Source organism: Actimicrobium sp. CCC2.4, from assembly GCF_034347385.1.
Lineage (GTDB): Bacteria > Pseudomonadota > Gammaproteobacteria > Burkholderiales > Burkholderiaceae_D > Actimicrobium.
Map to the genome: position 1 here is coordinate 2,039,378 of NZ_CP133777.1, position 17,469 is coordinate 2,056,846.

Consider the following 17,469-nt stretch of genomic DNA (forward strand, 5'->3'; position numbering starts at 1 on the left):
TGTGTCATTTTCAGAAGACGACTGCACCATTTTGCTGGGGGTCTAAGCCGGAACCCCCGAAATTTTTGTCATCCCAGTTCCAGCCCCGCCAAGAGCGCATCCAGGTCAATCATCTTGCCGCTGCTCTGGAAGGTGTAGTGCCCGTTTAACAGGATGTGCCGCCAGGCCGCCGGCGACATTCGGGTAATCAGCGCTGCGGCCTTGTCGCTGCCGCTGGCCTCGCACTTTGTCAGCAGGTGCGACAGAATGGCCGAGTTGTAGTAGATGATCACGTTGGCGATCAGCCGCGCGCACTGGTTGCTGATCTCGATCTCGATGTCGGTGCGCCCGGTTAGCTCTTTTTTGCCACCGACCTGGGCGATAGCCGAGCGTAACTGGTGGTATGACTCGATCCGGTTCTGCGAACGATGAACATTACGTTCCAGTTGGGGATCGCGCAGGTAACGTAACGTGTAGATGCTGCGCACAATCTTGTCGAGCTCAAAGATCGCGCGCCGCGTCGGGTTCGTTGCGGTATAGGTGCACAGCTTGCGGATCAGCGTGCCTTGGGTCATCTCCTTTAAACCAAGCGTGGCTACGATTTGATCCATGTTGGGCTTTTCGTCAATGATCAACGACAGATCAACCTGGCCGACCGGGCCGATCAGGTATTTCTCGTACAGCGCCAGGTCGTCGGTGCAATACAGTTGCTTCAACTGGTCATTGAGGTTGGTGAAGCGTGGTTCGAAGCGCGGGCCGAAGCAGTACAGGATGACGAAGTTAGCCTTGTTGACGCTATGCATGTCACCAGTGATGACCGTCGGCACGATGTCCGACGTGTTTCGATACCAGATGTCAAACACATGATGCGCCTCGTATTCATGTGCACCGATCAGATAGCCATTGAGCGGTATGTGGTTGCACAGCATGGTGTAGGCAACCACGCCTTTGCCGCGTGCAAAGTATTTGCGCGACGAACGCGCCTTCACGGTGGGCCGCTCGACACCGAGTTTTTGACCATCGACAGCGCCATACAGCGCGTCGAGATCGAACGAGTAATGCGGAAAGACCGGCAGCGCGGCGATGGCATTGCTGATGCAGTCGTTGGCGGCCCGAAGCGAGGCTTGGCGCAGGTACTGCTGGTAGGTGGTTTCCAGCACGTGATACGGGATATCGCTGGTGCGAGCCATGACCTGATTGCCGTGATTCATCGCCTGCGCGATGATGACCGCCATCAGACTGTCGGCGTCGGCCACCTTCTTCGCATAGCGCGGCTGCAACGGTGTCAGCGCCGACAGAAACTGGCATTGGCCGTTGACGAAGCGGAATACGTCAGCGATATCGCGGTGCGGTAGTTGCTCGTAAAACGCCTGTTCGCCAGCCTTCTGCTGATCGCCTTTGGACTTGCGCAAGGAGAGTTTTTTCGTGTCCTTGTCGTAGTCCAGGTGCGCCAGCTTGCCCTGTTTCAGTTCGTTGTTGAATGACCGCCATTGTGCGCGCAGCTCGGCTGTCAGTACGTCAAGCTGTGCTTGAATGGGCTGGCGCAGGAACGGGATATCCATTTGCGCCAGCGCATCGGCTTTCTCGTCCATCGAGACCAACTCGTCGGAGAAGTGGCGGTGCTGCAGGCTGTCGTCGAGATGGATTTCGCCTGACTGGCAGCGCTTCCTGATCTGCCGATAGAGCCAGAATTCGTAACGGTCTGCGTGCAGTCCGGTCGGCTTGCCGTCGGCATCGAAGGTCAACAGATACGAGCGCAATCGTTTCGGCAACGTGGCCACCGGACATTCGGCCAGCGGTCGTTGCGACAAGCGCTGCTGCTTGGCAAACACACTTTTTGCCCACGCCAGCGCGGCCAGCCACGGGCTGTCGGGCACGGTACTGGCAAAGTCGAGCGCGACATACAAAGGTCGCAGATTGAGGCGGATGCGATTGGCCATACTGTCCACGGCCTGCCAGTGCAGGGCCAGCTTGCTGACCGGCTTTACACTCAAGCGCTGGCCGGTCATTTGCAAGGTGTCCTTCGGCATGATCTTGTAGGCGCGCTGGCGCACGTTACCAAACGGCGTGGCATCGTCCACCGTGTCATCGACGTAAATCAGCAGCAGGCGTCCGACCTGTGTCGTGCCCTGCTGGCGACGCACCTGTTCGGCCAGAAAGGCCTTCTGCGCGAGTGCACTGCTCTCGTCTTCCGACCGCTTCATGTGGAAGGCCATCGCATCCACCAGATTGTCGGAGAGCATCCGGTAGCGTTGCCAGGCGTAGCACAGCAGATAAAGGTGCGTCTGGTCTGGCTTGAGGTGGCGCAGGTCATGGACGGTGTAGAAGTTCGCCAGACTCGCGTAGTACAACAGGTTCTGCTGCGACACGCCCAGCTTGGGCAGCAGCGTCTTGGCGATGGCGTGCAGCGGTGCCAGCAAGGCTCGCTTCTCACGTTCGCGGCGCATTTGACGCCAACCGAAATTCTTCGCATCCTGCTTGAGTACCGCCAGCTGAGACAGGGTGTCATCACGCACCAGAAGCTGGGCCAAGGCGGCTTTGGCAGTGTCGTCGAGAACTTCTGCCAACAGGCCGCCCAAGCGTCGACGTTCTGCCGACAGTGTTTCGCTGATCAGCTCTTGAAGGGTAGTGTAGCCGGGCCGTATGATCTTGTGCTTGTTGAGCCAGACGATCAATTCTGCGGCGACAAAGCCCGGCGTTACGTCGCGCCGCACGGTCTGCGCGGCCTGTTTGGAAAGCTCCGGCAAAAATTCGCCAGACCATTGTCGGTAGCCAAATAGATCGGCAATGAACTTGCACTGGGTGTAGTGCTCATGGTCGGTGATCGACTTGCGCTCTAAGGTCTCGTCTTGGCAGTATCGGCTCAAGACAAAAGCAACATCCTCTTCGACGTCAGTCCAGTCAAAACGGAAGAACGCCTGCTTGGCCTTGAAGTAGCCGATTTGCAAGATACAGCAAACCTGTGCCGGGATGCCTGGCCGACTGGTGGCAAGCGCCAGCTCTGCTTCCGACAACGACAGGAAGTCTAACTGTTGGCCGTCGTCAAAATCGGGTAAACCATATAGCGCTTCGTGTTCGGCTTCGGAGAGGACGCTCAGCCGTTTGCCCTTGGCGATCATTCTTGCTCGTCCTTCTTGGCTGCAGACCAGCCAATCCTGGACAACGTCTCGATCAACGTAGTGCGCTTGACCTCGAAGTTGCGGCATATCGCCGCCTTCGACATGCCGCCGTTCAGTGCGCCAAGAATGACGTCCAGCTTTTCACCTGTGATTGCCAGCGGGCGTCCACCGCGACGACCGCGACGCCTGGCGGCGGCGAGCCCGGCTATTACACGCTCGCGCGTCAGCGCGCGCTCGTACTGCGCGAGTGCGCCGAACACCTGAAACAGAAATTCGCCCGACGGCGTCGTGGTGTCCATGTTTTCTGTTAACGACCGAAATCCCACGCCCTTTTCCTTGAGCGCATTCACGATATCTAGCAGCTGCGGCAACGAGCGACCAAGCCGGTCGAGTTTCCACACCACCAGCACGTCGCCGGACTGAAGATGCTCGAGCGCTTTCGTCATGCCCGATCGGTCATCTTTGGCACCGGAGGCATGATCCTGGAATAGGTGGCGCGCGTCGATACCGACCGCCAGCAGCGCGTCGCGCTGAAGGTCGGTGGACTGACGGTCATTGTCGGTAGATACGCGCATGTAGCCGACAAGCATGTGCGGAAAACCCGTAGATTGAGGTTTACGGATGGTATACCATTGCGACACCATTTTCCGCACAAAATGTCAGGGGGGCGAGGAGCGTCGAAACTGTTTCGTCCGGTCTGTCGCCAAACAACTGTTTTCCGACAGGCTGCTTTACGGCCAGAAGCGGACGGTCACAGACTCATGTTCAAGATTTTACGGGTGAGCTGACATTATTGAATGGCGATCAACAGGACTTCGATTTATGAAAATTGCGGTAATCTCAGATATACATGGCAATCTCGCCGCACTTGAAGCCGTGCTAGCGGACATTGATACGCGTGGTGTCGATCTCATTGTGAACCTTGGCGATATTTTGTCGGGTGCACTCCAGCCTTGCGAAACAGCTGACCGCTTAATGTCACTCAACTTGCCTACTATCAAGGGAAATCACGAGAGGCAATTCCTTTCGGGACAGGTCCAAACGATGGGACCATCGGATCGGCGAGCTCACGAAACGATTCATCCAGCCCAGAGGCGTTGGCTTGAATCACTACCTGCATCGCTCGAACTAGACGACGTACTTTTAGTTCATGGCACCCCTGCGAGTGATCTGGAGTATTTTTTGGAGACCGTTACGAAGGAAGGATGCAGGGCCGCGACCATGTCGGAGATTGTCTCCCGGGCTGGATCGACCACCGCGTCTCTCATCGTATGCGGACATACCCATTTACCAAGAACCATCCGCCTTGATGATGGTCGGCTTATCGTCAACCCAGGAAGTGTCGGACTTCAAGCATATTACGATGACCGACCATTTTTCCATGTGATGGCGACTGGTACACCCCACGCAAAATACGCGATCACTACGAAAGAAAATGGACATTGGATGTCTGAACATATTTCAGTCAAGTATGAATGGGACATCGCTGCCGCGATGGCCGAAGCAAACGGCCGTCCGGATTGGGTCTTGCCGCTGAAGACCGGGCGGTGTGAGCCTGTTATTGCTACTCCTTAGATGCCGTGCGGCGAATTTCAAGTGTCAGTACTCAACCTGGCTGGCCGTTTCGTGTGAACGCCTAGGCCATGGCGCTTATCACTCGCATGTCGTCAGCGGTGTGACGGCACATCCTGCTGAATGGCCACAACACATTCCAAAGCGGCGGCAAGATGAACACGCTCTCGGCTAAGCTGAATTTTAGGAGACAAAATTTTCGGGGGTTCCGGCGTAGACCCCCCTCCTCTTCTTTCCCTGCCGGATGCCGCACATGCCACGGCGGTGCCCGCGTGCCTGGTGCCGGCCAGTGTCCTGACGCCGGTATGCCTGCGCCCCCTGTACGGACAACGCATCTCTGCCGGATTTCCGTCGCCGGCCGAGGAGTATCTGGAAAAAAGCCTCGACCTCAACCAGTACCTAGTGCGCAACAAGACGGCTACGTTCTATTTTCGGGTGCAGGGCGACAGCATGGTCGGTGCGCGCATCTTTGATGGCGACATGGTCGTCGTCGATCGATCGATTACGCCAAAGCATCGCAGCATCGTGCTGGCCGTCGTCAATGCCGACTACACGATCAAGCGCCTGCACAAGCGCGCAGGCGTCATCGAACTGCGCGCCGAAAATCCGCGGTATGCGCCGATCCAGTTCGGGGACGGCGAGACGCTGGAGATCTGGGGTGTCGTCGTCGGCGTGGTGTGCCGGTTCGACACCTGACCATGGATTCCGTGTCGGCAACGAAGTCGGTCTTTGCGCTGGTCGACGTCAACAACTGCTACGTCAGCTGTGAGCGGGTGTTCAACCCGTCGCTGGAGGGCAAGCCGGTCGTCATTCTTTCCAATAATGATGGTTGTGTGGTGGCACGGTCTGCGGAGTCGAAGGCCTTGAAGGTCGCCATGGGCGAGCCGTGGTTCAAGCTCAAGGATCTGGCGAAGCAGCACGGGATCATTGCCCTGAGCAGCAATTACACCCTCTACGGAGACATGAGCCAGCGGATCATGACGGTCCTGCGCGATTACAGTCCCGACGTGGAGGTGTACAGCATCGACGAATCCTTCCTCGGGCTGAACGGCCTCGAAGGCGTCTGGGGCACGCCGACGGCGATGGGCCAGTCCATCCGCCAGCGGGTTAAACAATGGGTCGGCGTGCCGGTGTGCGTGGGCATCGGCCACAGCAAGACGCTGGCAAAACTGGCGAACCACATTGCCAAGAAACGACCGGCCTTCGACAGCGTCTGCGACCTGACCGCGCTGTCGCCACACGAGCGCGATGGCATTTTCACGACCATCGAAGCAGCGGAGGTGTGGGGCATCGGCAGGCGGTTGTCGGCGCAATTGCAGGCCGCCGGTATCGAGACGGTGGCCCAGCTGCGCGACGCCTCGCCAGCGTGGATCCGCTCGCGCTTCGGGGTGGTGGTCGAGCGCACCGTCAACGAACTCAACGGTATTTCCTGCCTGGCGCTCGAGGACGTCGCGCCCGCGAAAAAACAGATTATTGCCTCGCGCTCGTTTGGCCAGCCGGTGCTGAGCATCGACGAACTCGGTGAGTCGGTTGCCAGCTACATGACGCGTGCCGCTGAAAAATTACGTCTCCAGGAGTCCGTGTGCGAAGCGATCCAGGTCTTCGTGCAGACCAATCCGTTCAAGGCCTCGGATCCGCAATACAGCAACGGCATCGTGGTGCCGCTGCCGAATGCGTCGGGCGATACCCGCTTGCTGATCCGCGCCGCGCTGTTCGGCCTGGCACAGATCTACCGGCCTGGCTATTACTACAAGAAAGCGGGCGTGATCCTGCAGGGTATTTCCCCTGCGTCCGTAAAGCAGCAATCGCTGTTTTTCACGTTCGGCGATGGCGATAAATCGGAAGCGATGATGCGCACGCTGGACGGCTTGAACCAGCGCTTCGGCAAGGGTGCGGTGAGCGTGGCGGCAGCGGGAATACGGAACGACTGGGCCATGAAGCGCGAGCGGAAGACGCCGAACTATACGACGTGCTGGAGCGAGATTCCGGTGGCCAGGGCGAATTAGCGGTACGGACCGGATCCCGGCGTCTTTCCCGGCAAGCAGGATGCCGCTGAGCGGGTAGCGCGGGGAGTGACAGCTGTCACGGGTGTCGCCAACGCCCCCCGAAAACAGGTACGCTTCCTTCCATGTGCGCCAACTACCAGCCCCCCACCCGTGCCGACCTCGAGGATTATTTCGGTGCCACGCTGCCCGCAGGCGTCGATCTGCCTGAGGCCTATCCGGGCTCGCGCGCACCGATCATCCGGCGCGCCGGTGACGCAACGGACACATCCGCCCGCCGGCGCACGGCGGATCTGGCACTGTTCGGTCTGGTACCGCACTGGGCCGACAGCGCACTGGCGCGGCGTACCTACAATGCGCGCAGCGAGACGGTGGCCAGCAAACCGAGCTTCCGGGATGCCTACCGGCATGGCCGATTTTGCGTCATTCCGGCGCAGGTGATTTACGAACCGAACTACGAGAGCGGCAATGCAGTGCGGTTCGCCATTGCGCAGGCCGATAGATCACCGATGGGGATTGCCGGCATCTGGGAGCACCGGTCCGGGACGGACGGGGAGTCGTTGCTGTCGTTTTCGATGCTGACGATTAATGCCGACGAACATCCGCTGATGCGACGTTTTCATAAGCCGGGGGACGAAAAGCGCATGGTGGTAATGCTGCCGCCCGATCGCATTGATGCCTGGCTCGATAGCGGGTGTCAGGACGCGCCGGCGTTCTTCTTGCCGTATCCGGCCGAGGCACTCACGGCGCAGGCGGCGCCGAAGGCGGACCGTCTGGGTGGCAAGGCGCCGGCCAAGACGCGTGAGGCCGCGCAGCAAGGTTTTCCAGGGATGTGAGTGCGGCGATCAACCTGCCGCCGGAACACCGATTCACTCGCGTTCCGGCACCGGCACGTTGAAGGCGTTGAGCGCCGTCGAAACCATCGCATACATGTAGCGACCTGCATTCAATCGCAGCCAACCAGAATCAACTGCAACTAAAAATTAGTTCAAAAAGTCGTCAATACCACCGGTTTCTGGACAAAGATTCTGGAGCCGAGTTTGTGGAAGTGATGCGCGGGACGGCGGCTTCATAGCGCAGGGACCTCAGACCCCAATATCTAGTTGCGGCAGTGATTTTAAAATTTCATCTGCTAGACACTAAAGTTAGCATCTTCAAGCGAGGCCGTCGTTTGCCTGCGCAGCAACAACTCTCTCTCGCATCCGATCGCAACGTAGATCTTGTTCGCGTTGAGGTCTCAGCACCAACTCCTCAAATTTTAATTTTGGAACTGATAGACATCATCAGCCACATATGGCTGCATTGTCATGTTCCGGTTCCATAGGAAAATTCCAATCCAGGATAAATCAGACATGCATCCCCCAATTGTGAATGCAATTTGGCTTTTTACTTTAACCATTCGACCACGTCATGATGAAACGAATCTCAAATTTACTACGCCGGAAGTCACCCCGACACGTTGATGCCGAACCTGTTGTCGCTGCAGCGGATGCTGCCCCAGTCAATGCGATGAATGCCGCACGCCCTCGCGAGCGCAATAGAAACGCGGCGCTAATCGCCTTTGCGGCAGAACAGGGGCACCCACTTGCCGAAGCGCGCCAGCGTGCGGCGCATAACCCGGCACCAGTCCCGGCTGCGGTCGTAGCCCCAGAGCCTGAGGTGCAACCGCCGGAGCCATTCGATTTGAAGCTACAAGATTTGCGCCTGCATCGCCATGAGACGGATCAGAATCTGGTTTTTGCGTACCCGGTTCCTGAAGGCGTGTTTGAACCTGTCGCGCTGGCGGTTGATCCGGCTAGCGCAGGAATCGAAGGTCGCGCATATTTACAGTTTTTACTGACAGATCCACGGACAGAAGGAGAAATGATCGGCTTGATCGAAGAAAAATATCTGCCCCCAGACCACGAATTATCGGAAGAGCGCCTCAACGATATCGCGACCCGTTTGCGGGCAGTAATGGCAGAAAGCTATTTAAGCGATGATTTGATGGGCGAAATCAACGTCCTTGCAGTGGAAGGTTTAGCACATTGCAAGGATCGAGCCGATGTTGCATTAGGTCAGATGGAAGATGCCGCTTTGCATGCACGGCTGATACGCGGTGGGGTCACGGACGAAACCACGTTATATAACTACGGTGTTTCATTTTATATGTCGAATGCGGTAACTGAGGAAACGCGGCGGCTGTTGGCAGAAAGACATGCTGTTGGCGAAATTCCACGTCAGGAAGTGCACGATATTCAAAATGCGCATTTCCATTTGCAGGAAACGTTACACCTCCCACATCGGTTGCAAGAACCTATTGTTCCCTACGCCAGAGGCGGAATTGTCACCCAGCGATTAGCCGAGGACATCATTCTGCCGCGCGTTACTGCGCGTGCGCTAGAACACAATGGACAAAACGTCATGCAGTTCATCAGTAACTGGGCCCCATGGCGCAAGCACCTGAATGAGAACTGGCCCCCGATGCAAAAAATGACAGCTAGCTTCCATAGAAGGTCGGAAAAAGCCATGGAGGACCGCGACGTGCCCGGCCACCGCATCAACCGCATGAATGAAGTTGAATATGAGGCACTTAGTAAACAAGTTCAGACCGATCGACTCCGAGTAGAAACCGAACTGGCCGATCAACTTGCGCTCGAATTGCTCTTCAACCGACGGGGCGAATATCTGGTTGAACATAACGGGTTATCAAGTTACTTCGGATAACGCCAATTAAAAAGTTCAGCATTTTCTTTCACTTGACACGTGACGCCTCCTGCTGGTCCTCTGGTTGAATACCTGGCTGCATACATCAAGACGAGCTACCGAGTACATCTCATAGTTCGCTTTAAGTAATTAATTGAAATGAGATAACCCATGCCGCGCGCTGACAGGAAACGAGTTTACCCCTTCATCAAAAACGCTATGTCAGTAATGCCGCAACGTGTAGTGCATCACTGTGCAGCACTCTGGCGGAGATTACCTCGGGGCAACGGCGCACCCCATCAGGAAGTGGTGCGATCAAGTGAGCTAGGCGGAAATGTCTACGGGATTGAATGTCCGAAGCACACCGCCGTCAGCGTGATGATCGGCAGTCCGACAGAAAAGAAAGTGTCGCCAATTCATGCGAACGTTATTACTTTTGAGCATGGTGCACAAGCCGTTGCGGGGCAGTCGCCGCAAACGTTTACCTTCACCGAAAGATTTTTGATTCAGGGACTGGACTCCGGGAAGGGACTTTTCCAGTTCGTCGGTCCACGCACCCATCGGCTGACAAATCCTCCTTCGGAAAAAACCATTCTTGGTCAACTTCTCAATCGCTGGAACAACCCGGCCCGGACGAGCCACCCGCTGGTATTGGCTGGGCGGTATGAAGTGACAGACCTGACACCTGTGAAGTCCGATGAGATGCACGCCTGTTATTTACTAACAGCGAAGGATCGGCACGATAACAACCGACTGGTGACGGTACCTCTGACCCAAGCTGCCATGCCATTCGACGGCAACCTGTTGCGGACCCAGCAGATCGAAGATGCTAATCGGCTCCTGGAAGATCACCTAAGGTGTCATCCCTCAACAACTGAATCCACAAGGCCGCGCATCCGCAACGATCCGATGATTCTCAGCAAGGCTGGCATTGGTCGTAATGCCGCCTTGATTACCTATCGCGCGGTGTTATCGCAAATCGACAGCGAGAATCATTCGGTCAGTTTGCTCGATGCACTGGAAACCGTTGTTACCCAAGAGCGCCTTGACCGTGGCAAGCAATTTCTTCATTCGGAGGCACAACTGGAAGAGGTACATGATGCGCTTTCTAAATATTTCCTGGAACATCCCCGGGGGAATTCTGCGAGGGTCACTCCACCGACCCTGTACCGGCACCCGTTATCCCACTGTTTAACGGAGGAAGTAACGGCAAGAACTGCTTATCCGATACGCCGTCTTAATGAGGCTATCGTGCCCCAAGCCCCCATCAGTCCCGTCATCGATCATCGCATCCACATTTTGTCGCTGCTGCAAAAGCACGGCAATGCTAATCCGTTGGAGCTGTTCGATGCACTGGCCGACGAACATCCCGAAGTGGCAGCATTCTGTTCGGTACAAGCCAGACGGGCATTGACTGCCATCGCGGGGACCGTTTCCGGAGGATACGATTCATTATCGATGCATGCCGGCGTTGGTATCGAGATCATCGATTCAGATCAGGCAGGAGTCTTTGAGGAACCCTGCATTTTTCCTAAGGGAACCAATGACGACGGGGAACCGACGAGCACCCTGAAGATACAACGCCTGCTCGCTGGCGATGTGGAAGCCGCGATGGCGTTGCCGGGCACTGATAACGGCAATAACCGGGTAGCGTCAACAGGAATATTCCCCCAAGGTCTTGCCGTTGCGTTGCGCACAGGAAAGCGGGATGCCCCCACGAGCGTTACGCCATCAATCGGTCTTCCTTCAGCAGAAAAGATTTCCTCTTTTTTTACGGAGAACGCAGACATGTCCACTTTGGAGCTAGTCGAAACGCTAGCCGAGAACAATCCGTCCATGGCGGCACTGGTTCATTTCATCGATCACGGACTGCTATTGCGTGACAGCGCTAAGCGCACGCAATGCGAGCGCTATGATTATGTCGTCGGTCCTGCCGCCGAAGATCCATTTTTCGAGAAGAACACTGGGAAGAATCGACAGACTCACTTTCCGACTTTCCTGCCTGGTGTCAGGCGAGCACTGTCGTCAAGAAACGTGAAGTGGGAAATTTTCGTCAATGAACAATGGCAGCCAACAAATCGCATTTCGGATGTCTGTCGGCATGTCGTCACGCAAGCCGTCAAGGACTTGCAGACTACTTCTGCCCAAGCCAATGCCTCGGACTTGTACCCGATACCCATCTATAAATTACTCGCCAAAGCAATCGGCATTGGGCCGGTACCGGCCTATCTCCACCAGCGAGAAGCGGAGATCATGAATGCGGTTCAAAAAAACAAGCAACAAGGTGAACTCGCCGCCACACAAGCCAAACAAGTCCGCCTGGCAGGGGACGCAAAGAGAGAAGAAGATAAGCGGATTGCCGCTGCAGCAGCCGCGAAACGCTATGCCGATTTAGGCGTCGATAATGACCAGCAAGAATATCTTCTGATGGACTCTGATCCTGCCGACGATGTCGTTAGCCGATCGAGCGAGACCATTCTGCCATTGCCCAGCCCATCCCGTTACCCGGAACTGCTGATAGGATTTCGCGATAATCTGGTGCAGTCACATGATCATCAGGCTGTGAGCTCACATTCTCTCGGTGACGCGAGGAACGCTGACCACCGTTCCTGGTTACGCAGCTCCTGGCTGTCGCTGTTCGATACCTTGACGCCAAAACAGTTAGCCGATCGTCTGCGTGCGTTGGTGAAAGACCCCCGTCTTATTGAAAATGATGCGCGACTTTTGCAGGCCATCGCTGAAATTTACCATCAACATCCAACGGCTTTCCTGCAAGGAAAATTAATTGGTGTGACACACGACGCAACCGACGTTGTTTCACCTCAAGAAAGCTTAACGCACGGTGCGGTGCTCGGTTCGCATTTGCCGCTCAACCAGGTGCTGTCGAATCATCCTTCAGCAACGGATTTGCGCTTCCCAAGTGAAACTATCGAATCGTTTTTAAAGAATTTGCAATTAAGAGTCGGAATGATGTACCGCACCCAATATCCTCCGCTGAAGCGCGAGCTTGGTAATTTCGTGCATCAAGAAGGACGCGCGAGCAGCACGTTGCCAATTACGCTGCATCGCGCTTTTAGTGTGCCGTTGCTGGTGGTGGAGGCTAAAGCAGAGTCTGAGGTAATTTTCGGTGCCAGTGCTCAACCCGAGGACACAAACCGGCTGCGTATGACGGTCCCTTCGCAATCTCCATTAGGTGCAGGACTTGATGGCTTGATCGCCAATGATCATGTTGATGAAAATGTGATGGATTCACTGGCGATCGAATTCGCGCAGACGCCTGTGATTTGGTGCGACGATAACCGTTACTCAGTTTATTTACCCAAAAAAAATAAACTGAGTGAGGCAAGCCTGGCAGAAACGACAAGCGACTTGGTCTTGCCCGTAAAAACATCTGGTGCCTCCTCCTCAGACCGGGGGCGGTCATGGTTTTGGGGACGCTGATGGCAATCGCGTTGCGACTGATCAGTCGGTCCTCGCGCGTAGGGGGCGGTGGCGCAGCGATGCGCTGCTGCTACCCACCCAGTTAGCCCTCGTCGTGATACAGAGAGCCATCGTCAAGGGCGAAAGTACCTTCAATGCGCGATTCACCAACGTACAGGCGTGTTTTACCGATCTTCGCGGGTATGCCACAGACGTAGCATATAGATGGTGGAATCCTGAACCTCATAACGTATCTCATAGTGCCCAACGAGGATTCGGCGTACCTCGCGCGGCGCGAATTCGTCGAGACATTCCCCGATGCGCGGGTTCACTAGCAAATTTGATGGCGCTGCGGCCAACGATTGGACGGTACGCGCTGCTGCTGTCTTGTTAACCGGTGCCAGGAACTCATAAAGTCGCGCCAGATCGGACAGCGCCTTGCTGGTCCACTTCAGCTCCATCAGCGCGGTACCTGCAACGGCTTGTCGGTGCCAAGACTATCAGCCCATGCCTGCACGGACTGGTGATCAATCACTTGGCCAGCATCCACCTCGGCCAGAGCTTCGCGCGTCAAGCGACTGCGTTCCTCTTCCTGCCCAATCCAGGCTGACAGGGCCTGTTTCATGATCCAGCCACGCGACCGTTCAAGACGGGCTGCCAACTGATCGACTTTCTCGGCCAGTGGCAGCGGTACGTGTGCAGTAAATACTTTAGTCTCAAGCTGTGCCATCGCTGTTTCCTAGGTAGTGAGATCCATTTTCAACAATATCGCTTGTTCGCCGCCCGATGTGGGGGCATACACTGTTTGATTTTTAATTAATCATAGTGATTCACTCTGATTATGTCAACGGTGTGCCAATTTGAGCTATACCCTAACCTGGGGTTGTGCGCCCAACCCCGCGGAATCTTTGATTTGTTCTTCCTGGCCTCAAAAACGATCTTTTATGACCATTGAAGCTGAGATTTTATGCGGCACCATCGGCAACATGGGTATGCAAAGTTCTCAAAAATCATTCTTGAAACGTCTCGCTGGCGTCTCTGACTTTTGAGAATGTTCTGGGACAGTGGCAGAAAAATTTCGCGGGGTTGGGGCTACACGCCGGAACCCTCGATTTTTTGTGGGGTGCGCAAAGCCCGCACTGATGGGAATAAGCGCCAAACGCCAAACGTTTGTTTTCCTGCACAGACGGTTAGTCACCGGAGATCATGACCTAAGCCGGTCACAAAACTGAACGGGAAACAGTGTTGGTTTGAACGAGGCAGCTGAAACCGGGTCTGCCGAGTCCTACGACAAAATTTTCGAGGGTTCCGGCGTGGAGCCCCTACCTGATCGGCAATCCGTGGAACGGCGTGATCATCCCGACGCCCACGCGGGTGGGCGTCAATCGCGGCCGCAGTTTCAGTCAAGCGCAGTGGCAATTCATCGAGGAGCAGGCCGGACAATTGGGCGAGAGCTCGGTCGACCAGCGCCTGCGTTTCGTGCTGGCGTTCTACTATGCCACCGGGGTGCGGCTGGTCGAGGGCGTACAAGCCCGGGTGGACGACTTGCAGTGGGTGTCGTATCCGTCGCCGGGCGGCGGGGAGGCCGTCGAAGGGTGGGAATTGACCGTGCTTGGCAAGGGCAATAAAGAACGGATCGTCAACGTACCCATCGAGGTCATCGGAACGCTGTCGCACTACCTGGCCTCACGCGCACTGGACCGGGACCCGCTGCACGAGCGCAATCGCGGCGCGTACCTGATCGGCCAGGCCACCGATGTGGCGGCACAGGCGCCGTGGTCGAGCCGGGCAGGGCGCATCGTGGACAACAAGGAGGGGGTCAGCAGTGGCACCGTCTACGGCCAGCTGAAAACATTTTTTGCAGAGTGCGCGGCCGTGATGATGGCCACTGACACGAGAGACGCGATGCGGTTCGCTCAGGCCAGTACCCACTGGCTGCGTCACACGCACGGCACGCATGCCGTTGCAGCGGGCATGCCATTAGATATCGTGCAGCAGAATTTGGGACATGCGTCACTGGATACGACGACTGGCTACACTACCAGTGAGGAACGCCGGCGCATGCTGGCGTCGCAACGGTTTTGGGAGGGGAAGCGCACGGAGGGGTAGTAATTTTAGTAGTGAATGTTGGCGCCGACGAGTTTTTGACCTTTGGCGCCGACATCGACTGACCCACCTGAACCTTTGGCAAGCCGTGCTGCGTCTACCTCTGCGCCAGTTCGGGTGGGTCAGTGAAAATTGGTCAGGTGGCCAAAAATGCGTCGGTGCCAACACATTTCCACATCATCCTCAAATTACATTTATTCTTGACTCAGTGTAATCGTTCGATTACATTCTAGACATGATCTACACGGTAAAACGGCTAGAAGAGTTCTCTGACTGGCTCAAGTGCCTCAAAGATGGACTGACCCGACAACGGCTTATCAAGCGCTTGCGCAAGGTTCAGCTTGGCAACTTGGGCGACATACAGTCCGTAGGTGAAGGAGTGTATGAAATGCGCGAACACTTCGGACCCGGCTGGCGCATGTACTACGTCCAGAGTGGTGACACTATCATTGTGATGCTCGGCGGTGGCAACAAGTCAACGCAACAAGCCGACATTAATAGGGCTCTTGATTTGGCAAAATCTTTGGAGGATTGAATTATGACCAAGAAAATTAAGGTTTCCGAACTCCCTGAGTTCGATGCAGCCGAGTACCTAAACAGCGAAGACGATGTCGCAGCGTATCTCACCACCGTTCTTGAAGAAAACGATCCGGCGCTACTGGCCACCGCACTCGGCGATATTGCCCGTTCACGGGGTATGACACAGGTTGCGAAGGATTCGGGCATTACACGCGAAGCGCTGTACAAAGCACTTCGGCCGGGAAGTGAACCACGTTTCGATACCGTCAGCCGTGTCTGTGCTGCGCTCGGTGTGCGTTTAGTGGCACAAGCAATCCATGGCTGACGAAAAACAACGGAAGTGTAATAACCTAAGTAAGTTATTGCTAAAGTAGCACTGAGAACGGATTTGGCTTCTTACGAAGCAATGGCAACCTTCGTAGCTGAAGCATTCGAAACGAACGAAGCCGGTTACATCGCACATTCACTTGGCGTTGTCGTTCGTACAAAGGGTATGGCGCAAATTGCCGGGTAATCCGGCCTTTCCCGCGAACAGCTTTACCGTTCCTTCAGTGAGAACGGCAACCCAACCCTGAAAACCATCCTCGCAGTAATGAAGGCACTTGGCCTCGATTTGACCGCCAAGATTCACGCTTGACGTAAGCGCCTCACGAGCCTTTCAATTACCCATATCTTTCTGAGGCAAGATTAAAACCGAATTGCATATCTGCCAGCCGACGCATGCCTCGCCACATAACAATATTCCCTGGCGGTGAATCATTGGCCCTTGCGAGATAACCGCCCAGTTGGGCAATTTTTTCAAGATAGCGCGACAGTGGTGGCAGCTTACGGGCCCGCTTACTGTCTTTTACCAAACAGTTGAGCAGTTCAATTTCGACATTGGTCAGTGCTACTGTTGGCTTGGCATCGGGGCATGTCCGGTTAATCATGGTGAGCCAGAACAGTCGCCAACTAATGATGCAAAAAACGGAGATCAGGTTGGCGAGTCGATCCGCTGTGCGTAATCGGGACTCTTCGGCTCGGCATCCGGACTTCAGAATTTTATGAAACGTCTCGATTTTCCAGCGCAGGGCGTACCAGTCGAGTTTTTCAATCGCCTCGCGTCGGGAAGTGACTGACAAATCGGTGATGAGCTTCCACTCGATAGGCTTCCGATTGGCTGGCGCACCGCGTTCACGCGCGTGGATGACCGTCAAAGAAAGAGCGGGATACCGGCTCTGCTTGCCAATGGGGGGCCGGACTTTGACACGGCGATAGCGAATCTCCAGAACGACATCGACGACGTTTCCTTTTTGATCTGAAGTCTGAACACGGTGCAGTCCTTTCAACCGTACCTCCTCCATCTCGTCGGCGACCGTGTGAGCGCCATCGCCGGCCAAACGATCGACGCATGTGCGGACAAGGAAATGCGTACCGACATCTTGTGCAGTACAGAACAGTTCATAGATGTCGCTCTCACGGTCACCGATGTGAACGCAACGCTGCGGATCACCGAAAAGTGCTGTCGATTGCTTCAAGTTTTCTAGCCAGCGATAGCTTTCCTTCTCCTCTATCGGTACCCGCGTCGGATTGATTTTTTTCTTGAGTGCGTTACAGCCTTTGAATTTTCTGCGGGTCCAGAACTTGATCGCTGCAAGGCCAAGAGGCACGCCCTCCGTAGTGATGGCCAGGCTCGAATGCATGAGAATGCCGCATTGAGTCAACGGCCTGTTGCGCCCATCGACTTTGCGAGTACCACTTTTTCCAGTAAATCCGATGCGTTCCGGGTGCTCCCGCTGATAGGAAAACGTCGTTGTGTCTTGAAGGATCAGTATTGGCCCGTCTGAATCGGCGAAGCGTTCACCCGTCGCCTGAAAATGCCCACCCAAAATGTCTTGTTCGCTGACCTTATCGTTGGCAAAAAATCGGTAGGCTGCTTTCGTATTTGCCCAATCCTGACAGGCAAACGGAATGGTCTGCCCGATGTTTGTCCAGAACTGCTCAAGCAATAGCCGAAAACGCTTCTTGAGGCGCTCGTCCCGGAAATTACAGGCGGCATTTTCTTTGTCCATCCATGTCTGGTCCTG

General features: G+C 55.6%; 14 protein-coding genes and 1 pseudogene. 10 read left to right on the forward strand and 5 right to left on the reverse strand.

The annotated features are described in order from the left end of the window. Positions 1-68 precede the first annotated feature (68 nt). Together RHM62_RS09565 and RHM62_RS09570 are read right to left on the reverse strand one after the other, a co-directional pair. Positions 69-3,098, reverse strand: coding sequence for a Tn3 family transposase (locus tag RHM62_RS09565; protein ID WP_322125249.1), 3,030 nt, complete (start codon positions 3,096-3,098; stop codon positions 69-71). Next, a complete protein-coding gene (locus RHM62_RS09570) occupies positions 3,095-3,688 on the reverse strand; it encodes a recombinase family protein (protein ID WP_322125250.1) in 594 nt (197 codons plus the stop codon). The genes RHM62_RS09565 and RHM62_RS09570 overlap by 4 nt, the downstream gene beginning before the upstream one ends. 232 nt (positions 3,689-3,920) lie before the next feature. Between RHM62_RS09570 and RHM62_RS09575 the strand changes: the two genes are divergently transcribed. The 6 genes from RHM62_RS09575 (at position 3,921) to RHM62_RS09600 (ending at position 12,799) form a co-directional block, all read left to right on the forward strand. Next, a complete protein-coding gene (locus RHM62_RS09575) occupies positions 3,921-4,673 on the forward strand; it encodes a metallophosphoesterase family protein (RefSeq protein WP_322125251.1) in 753 nt (250 codons plus the stop codon). A gap of 261 nt (positions 4,674-4,934) precedes the next feature. Beyond that, entirely contained in the window at positions 4,935-5,366 is a 432-nt protein-coding gene (locus RHM62_RS09580) for a translesion error-prone DNA polymerase V autoproteolytic subunit (RefSeq protein ID WP_322125252.1), read from the forward strand. Positions 5,367-5,368: 2 nt separating this feature from the next. Next, positions 5,369-6,676, forward strand: a complete 1,308-nt coding sequence (locus RHM62_RS09585) for a Y-family DNA polymerase (RefSeq protein ID WP_322125253.1) — start codon at positions 5,369-5,371, stop codon at positions 6,674-6,676. 122 nt (positions 6,677-6,798) lie between these two features. After that, positions 6,799-7,509: an SOS response-associated peptidase gene (locus RHM62_RS09590; protein ID WP_322125254.1), complete on the forward strand. Its 711-nt coding sequence runs from the start codon at positions 6,799-6,801 to the stop codon at positions 7,507-7,509. Positions 7,510-8,083: 574 nt separating this feature from the next. Beyond that, the gene (locus RHM62_RS09595; RefSeq protein WP_322125255.1) at positions 8,084-9,379 is read left to right on the forward strand and encodes an NEL-type E3 ubiquitin ligase domain-containing protein; all 1,296 of its coding nucleotides are present in this window, start codon (positions 8,084-8,086) and stop codon (positions 9,377-9,379) included. 150 nt (positions 9,380-9,529) lie between these two features. Continuing rightward, positions 9,530-12,799 carry a hypothetical protein gene (locus tag RHM62_RS09600; RefSeq protein WP_322125256.1) on the forward strand — a complete coding sequence of 1,090 codons (3,270 nt, stop codon included), beginning with the start codon at positions 9,530-9,532 and terminating at the stop codon, positions 12,797-12,799. Between the two features lie 164 nt (positions 12,800-12,963). Here RHM62_RS09600 and RHM62_RS09605 read toward each other — a convergent pair whose 3' ends face one another. Continuing rightward, entirely contained in the window at positions 12,964-13,239 is a 276-nt protein-coding gene (locus tag RHM62_RS09605; RefSeq protein WP_322125257.1) for a type II toxin-antitoxin system RelE/ParE family toxin, read from the reverse strand. Further along, the gene (locus RHM62_RS09610) at positions 13,239-13,508 is read right to left on the reverse strand and encodes a ribbon-helix-helix domain-containing protein (protein WP_322125258.1); all 270 of its coding nucleotides are present in this window, start codon (positions 13,506-13,508) and stop codon (positions 13,239-13,241) included. Before RHM62_RS09610 ends, RHM62_RS09605 begins: the two co-directional genes overlap by 1 nt. Before the next feature lie 620 nt (positions 13,509-14,128). Between RHM62_RS09610 and RHM62_RS09615 the strand changes: the two genes are divergently transcribed. The 4 genes and pseudogenes from RHM62_RS09615 (at position 14,129) to RHM62_RS19050 (ending at position 16,040) form a co-directional block, all read left to right on the forward strand. Beyond that, positions 14,129-14,887, forward strand: coding sequence for a site-specific integrase (locus tag RHM62_RS09615; RefSeq protein WP_322125259.1), 759 nt, complete (start codon positions 14,129-14,131; stop codon positions 14,885-14,887). A 235-nt stretch (positions 14,888-15,122) separates the two neighbouring features. Continuing rightward, on the forward strand, positions 15,123-15,419 hold the full coding sequence (locus RHM62_RS09620; RefSeq protein ID WP_416172324.1) for a type II toxin-antitoxin system RelE/ParE family toxin: 297 nt from the start codon (positions 15,123-15,125) through the stop codon (positions 15,417-15,419). Between the two features lie 3 nt (positions 15,420-15,422). Then, complete coding sequence (locus tag RHM62_RS09625) at positions 15,423-15,728, forward strand: addiction module antidote protein (RefSeq protein WP_322125261.1); 306 nt, start codon at positions 15,423-15,425, stop codon at positions 15,726-15,728. Positions 15,729-15,809: 81 nt separating this feature from the next. After that, positions 15,810-16,040 (forward strand): annotated as a pseudogene (locus tag RHM62_RS19050) (addiction module antidote protein). Between the two features lie 25 nt (positions 16,041-16,065). Here RHM62_RS19050 and RHM62_RS09630 read toward each other — a convergent pair. Continuing rightward, positions 16,066-17,454: an IS4 family transposase gene (locus RHM62_RS09630; protein WP_322125262.1), complete on the reverse strand. Its 1,389-nt coding sequence runs from the start codon at positions 17,452-17,454 to the stop codon at positions 16,066-16,068. Positions 17,455-17,469 lie beyond the last annotated feature (15 nt).

Excerpts from the sequence above, each read along its gene's own strand:
- RHM62_RS09565 (WP_322125249.1), bottom strand. The coding sequence starts at position 3,098 with ATGATCGCCAAGGGCAAACGGCTGAGCGTCCTCTCCGAAGCCGAACAC.
- RHM62_RS09570 (WP_322125250.1), bottom strand. The coding sequence starts at position 3,688 with ATGCTTGTCGGCTACATGCGCGTATCTACCGACAATGACCGTCAGTCC.
- RHM62_RS09575 (WP_322125251.1), top strand. The coding sequence starts at position 3,921 with ATGAAAATTGCGGTAATCTCAGATATACATGGCAATCTCGCCGCACTT.
- RHM62_RS09585 (WP_322125253.1), top strand. The coding sequence starts at position 5,369 with ATGGATTCCGTGTCGGCAACGAAGTCGGTCTTTGCGCTGGTCGACGTC.
- RHM62_RS09590 (WP_322125254.1), top strand. The coding sequence starts at position 6,799 with ATGTGCGCCAACTACCAGCCCCCCACCCGTGCCGACCTCGAGGATTAT.
- RHM62_RS09595 (WP_322125255.1), top strand. The coding sequence starts at position 8,084 with ATGATGAAACGAATCTCAAATTTACTACGCCGGAAGTCACCCCGACAC.
- RHM62_RS09600 (WP_322125256.1), top strand. The coding sequence starts at position 9,530 with ATGCCGCGCGCTGACAGGAAACGAGTTTACCCCTTCATCAAAAACGCT.
- RHM62_RS09605 (WP_322125257.1), bottom strand. The coding sequence starts at position 13,239 with ATGGAGCTGAAGTGGACCAGCAAGGCGCTGTCCGATCTGGCGCGACTT.
- RHM62_RS09610 (WP_322125258.1), bottom strand. The coding sequence starts at position 13,508 with ATGGCACAGCTTGAGACTAAAGTATTTACTGCACACGTACCGCTGCCA.
- RHM62_RS09625 (WP_322125261.1), top strand. The coding sequence starts at position 15,423 with ATGACCAAGAAAATTAAGGTTTCCGAACTCCCTGAGTTCGATGCAGCC.
- RHM62_RS09630 (WP_322125262.1), bottom strand. The coding sequence starts at position 17,454 with ATGGACAAAGAAAATGCCGCCTGTAATTTCCGGGACGAGCGCCTCAAG.